General features: G+C 44.7%; 5 protein-coding genes. All 5 read right to left on the bottom strand.

The window, feature by feature from the left end; all coding sequences use genetic code 11:
• Positions 1 to 612: glutathione S-transferase family protein (locus RMO79_RS05345; RefSeq protein ID WP_310482021.1), on the bottom strand; the 612-nt coding region annotated here is incomplete at its 3' end.
• Positions 613 to 795: 183 nt separating this feature from the next.
• Entirely contained in the window at positions 796 to 1,545 is a 750-nt protein-coding gene (locus tag RMO79_RS05340; RefSeq protein ID WP_310482020.1) for a hypothetical protein, read from the bottom strand.
• A gap of 126 nt (positions 1,546 to 1,671) precedes the next feature.
• A complete protein-coding gene (locus RMO79_RS05335; RefSeq protein ID WP_310482019.1) occupies positions 1,672 to 1,818 on the bottom strand; it encodes a hypothetical protein in 147 nt (48 codons plus the stop codon).
• 174 nt (positions 1,819 to 1,992) lie between these two features.
• Positions 1,993 to 2,565, bottom strand: a complete 573-nt coding sequence (locus RMO79_RS05330; protein WP_396136532.1) for a TMEM175 family protein — start codon at positions 2,563 to 2,565, stop codon at positions 1,993 to 1,995.
• 216 nt (positions 2,566 to 2,781) lie between these two features.
• A partial coding sequence (locus RMO79_RS05325) for a DUF6920 family protein (RefSeq protein ID WP_396136531.1) occupies positions 2,782 to 3,157 on the bottom strand: 376 nt, incomplete at its 5' end.

Here is a 3,157-nt window from a genome sequence, read left to right as displayed (position 1 = left end):
AATCTGCTGCTGCTCCATCGCCCGTTTTACCCCCTCGTCTTCGCGCCAATGATGATAAAAGCGGTCGAGATTGGGATAATTTGCCAAGCCAGTCGGTAACAAATTGCCCCAACGAATCATCGCAAACGCATAGGCATCAGCGATCGTGCGGCGATTTCCCACCAGATAATCTTTACCCTCTAAATGTCGATCTAAATGCTGGTACACGCGATCGATAAGCTTATAGGAGGCTTCCTTTATCGATTTCTTGGTAAGATCGCTGCTATCGATCGAGTAGCGATCTGGCATAAAAAATGGAAAAAAAGCGGGATGTACATCACCCGTCAGAAAAGCCATCCAGCGGTCGAGGTCATATCCATCCTGCAATGTGCCATCATCGCCCAGCTTCGCCTCTGGATATTTCCGCGCTAAATACTTGAGTATGGCACTGGCTTGATTCATCACCCCACTCTCGCCGTCGATCGTGGCTGGAACTTGTCCCAACGGATTGAGCTTGAGATACTCTGGATCGCTCTGCTTCACTTTTTGAAGATCGTAGGGTTCGCCAATCCATTCCAAGACAATGTGTACGGCAAGGGCACAGGTTCCAGGGGCATAAAATAACTTAATCATGGTTATGTTTCCCAAATTTAGGTGAATTGTTTTGAGAGTATATAGCGGTTCTTAAGCTGGTTAAGCACAATTAACTCCCGACTGGCAGGGCTTTCAATGCTAAAGTCGTGCCGCACCGGATCGATAACCGCTATAGATCTAAATCCACACTCTCAAAGCTTTACTGTTAAATATTCTAAATATTTAACGAATGACTTTTACGACATCATAAAGACCGTGTTCATTGTTGGCGTAGGTTTGCCAGTAGTTGGTTTCTTTGTCAAATCCAGGTTCTTTCCCCAACGATTCAAAATCTCCCCGACTTTGCCACCGAGCTAATAGCGCGATCGTAGATTTGTCGGTGCTGGGACACATTGCTGCCCACTGTAATCCAGAAGACATTTGCAGCACTCCAGGCATCATTTGGCTGACAACCATTGCCAGTTCGGATTGCTCTTTATTAGGTTTCATCTTGAATTGACTGAACTGGATGACATCACCTTGACTGACACTGGGTGATGTTGCTCTTGTCTCCGTATGTTGCACTTGGCAAGCAAAGGTTTGAGTGGCGTTTCGATTCTCCAAAGGAGAGGCTACGCCAACGGATGAATTTGGAGATCGTTGTTTGATATAAGTTTGAAAGCTTGGTAAATCTTGCCACTGACTGAGGGCAATTATTTCACTTTCATCTCGATCGTTAAGAATAGCAGCATTAATAAATCCCTTGGCTGCTGGCAAGTCTGCTTGAGTCGATTTCAGGACATTAGAGAGCATTTTTTCCTGGTCTGCTTTATCGACTTTGTACACAGTCGCAACATTGACGCTCGAATTAGATGAATCTAGTGAAACTGCTGTCGCTGCCATAGTTGGAGCTGGAACTAAAAGTAAGGCACTTAAAACTAGTGTAATTGAAACCACCCATCCTTTAAATTGACTGCCCAAAATTTTAAACATATGTTGCTCCTAAATGACTGAGAGTTTAAATCAAGATTAACCAACGACTTGCAAAACCAGCTTGCCGCGAGGATGACCATGCTGGCTAACTTCCTGCGCTTTCTCAGCTTCTGATAGGTCAAACGTTTATTCGACCGTTACCTTTATATGTCCGTCATCGATTAGCTGCGCGATTTGCTGTAGCTGCGAATTGACTCTGGGATTGACAAATACAGGAATCGCTTTGATGTACTGCGGAATGCCCGATCGAGGGACACCGAGCGTTGAAACCAAGGTGCCACCAGAGCGGATCGCTTGCCAAGATCGCGCTTGCGAGAAATATATAAGACTGCGCTCAGATTACTCGATCGAATTAACAAAAGCATCTGTCTAAATGTATAGATAAAAATATCTTAGTAAACAGGCAAGAAATATTACTAATTTTCGCGAATATCGGCGATACTTTCATCAGCTCATTGCTTTTTCAATCCGACGATCTGGAATCAACCACATAATTGCTACCAATACATAAAGGCTAAGAGTTAACCATGAGTTAGCAAAGGCGAGTGGAATCGATAAGGCGTAGATCGCTAACGATACCTTGCCCTTAAAATCTCTCCCGATCGCAGTCGCGATCGTCGAATCTTTGCCGTGATGAGCGATGAGAGTCACAGTCAGAATCGAATAAGCGATCGCGGAAAACAACAGCACACCACCATAAAAGGCAACTGGTACAGCGGTGAAGTAATTTTCACCCATCCAGGCAGTGAAAAAGGGAATTAGTGACAGCCAGAATAATAAATGTAGATTAGCCCACAAAACTCGACCATTAACGTACTGCACGATCTGAAATAAGTGGTGGTGGTTATTCCAATAAATTCCCAAATATATAAAGCTGAGGATGTAGCTCAGAAATACGGGAATTAGCGGACGCAATGCGGCTAAATTATCTTTGTGAGGCACTTTCAATTCCAACACCATAATCGTGATGATAATGGCGATGACACCATCACTAAATGCGGCTAATCTCCCTTTTTCCATATCAATGCGCTCCCGTTGGGATGCAGTTAAATTGAGTCCCCTCATAGCATAAAGCAATACTATGAGAAACTTGTGAGGATCGCCTATAAAGCTAATGCTAAATATTAAGATCTACCGATAGATTGCATCATCGATTCGGCAAAGCCTTTGCTCCTATGAAGAATCGCATTTCATTAATAGATCGATCGATACAAGGTTTGATATTTACTCCATTATTTACGTTGCAAATTCATAGTTAATCTCTGTAACTTTTCCTTTGTAATAGAGCCGAATGCCGTCTGGATACTCCCATCCCACCTCGCCTTGCAAAGGAATCAGCATCTCGTTACACACTGAATAGTCCCAAAACCTGCCGCTCCAAGGCATCGCAGTCAGCTTGTCGCGATAACGCGCTTCAGCCCGCATGGTTTCGATTGTTCCTTCAGCATTAAACCGAAATACGAGGGAGACCGTTGTTGGAGCATCGGTGAATGTAGCGCGGGCGGAGGTATCGTCAATGGCTTCCCAGCGCACACCCTGACTGGGTAATAGCGCAGTCGGATACCAAGGCATCTCGGCAAAAAATCGCAGCAGCTCACCTTGGGCGGCTGCT

Origin of the sequence: Chamaesiphon sp. VAR_48_metabat_403 (genome assembly GCF_031422475.1) — a bacterium.
Classification (GTDB): Bacteria; Cyanobacteriota; Cyanobacteriia; order Cyanobacteriales; family Chamaesiphonaceae; genus Chamaesiphon.
Note: the sequence above shows the minus strand (reverse complement) of the source record. Positions and strands in the feature narration are given on the sequence as shown.

Excerpts from the sequence above, each read along its gene's own strand:
- RMO79_RS05340 (WP_310482020.1), bottom strand. The coding sequence starts at position 1,545 with ATGTTTAAAATTTTGGGCAGTCAATTTAAAGGATGGGTGGTTTCAATT.
- RMO79_RS05330 (WP_396136532.1), bottom strand. The coding sequence starts at position 2,565 with ATGGAAAAAGGGAGATTAGCCGCATTTAGTGATGGTGTCATCGCCATT.